1 protein-coding gene is annotated in these 476 nt (G+C 68.5%); it reads right to left on the bottom strand.

The genetic code is table 11. The features are described from left to right. On the bottom strand, positions 1-476 hold a 476-nt coding region (locus ARGLB_RS11340), incomplete at both ends, for an HNH endonuclease signature motif containing protein (protein WP_003802457.1).

The following is a 476-nucleotide window of genomic DNA, read 5'->3' as shown; positions in this document are numbered from 1 at the left end:
TTGGTGATTTCGATGGTCCACAGTTCTTTGTGGATGAGGTGGTGGTGATGGGTGCAGAGGAGGACGCCGTTGCCGGTGCCGGTGGTTCCGCCCCGTGACCAGTAGGTGATGTGGTGGGCTTCGCACCAGGGCGCGGGGATGGTGCAGTCCGGGAACGCGCAGCCCTGGTCCCGGGCCATGATGGCTTTGCGGATGTGGGGCGGGAAGACCCGTGAGGCGCGGCCGATGTCCAGGATCCGGCCGTCGCTGCCGAGGACGACGGGGATGAGGTCGGCGTCGCAGGCGATTTTGCGGATCGTGGCGGGGTTTACCGGGCCGGAGAAGGCGAACAGGGCGGTCCCGTCGCCGGTCCGGCCGGTGTAGCCCGGCCGGGGACCCTGCGTGTCTTGGAACGAAGGCGTGCCTTGGAACGAAGGCGCGCTTTGGGACCACGGCGTGTCTTGGGACCACTGTGTGCCTGGGGCCCGGTCCGGGGG

Source organism: Arthrobacter globiformis NBRC 12137 (assembly GCF_000238915.1).
GTDB lineage: Bacteria > Actinomycetota > Actinomycetes > Actinomycetales > Micrococcaceae > Arthrobacter > Arthrobacter globiformis.
Note: the sequence above shows the minus strand (reverse complement) of the source record. Positions and strands in the feature narration are given on the sequence as shown.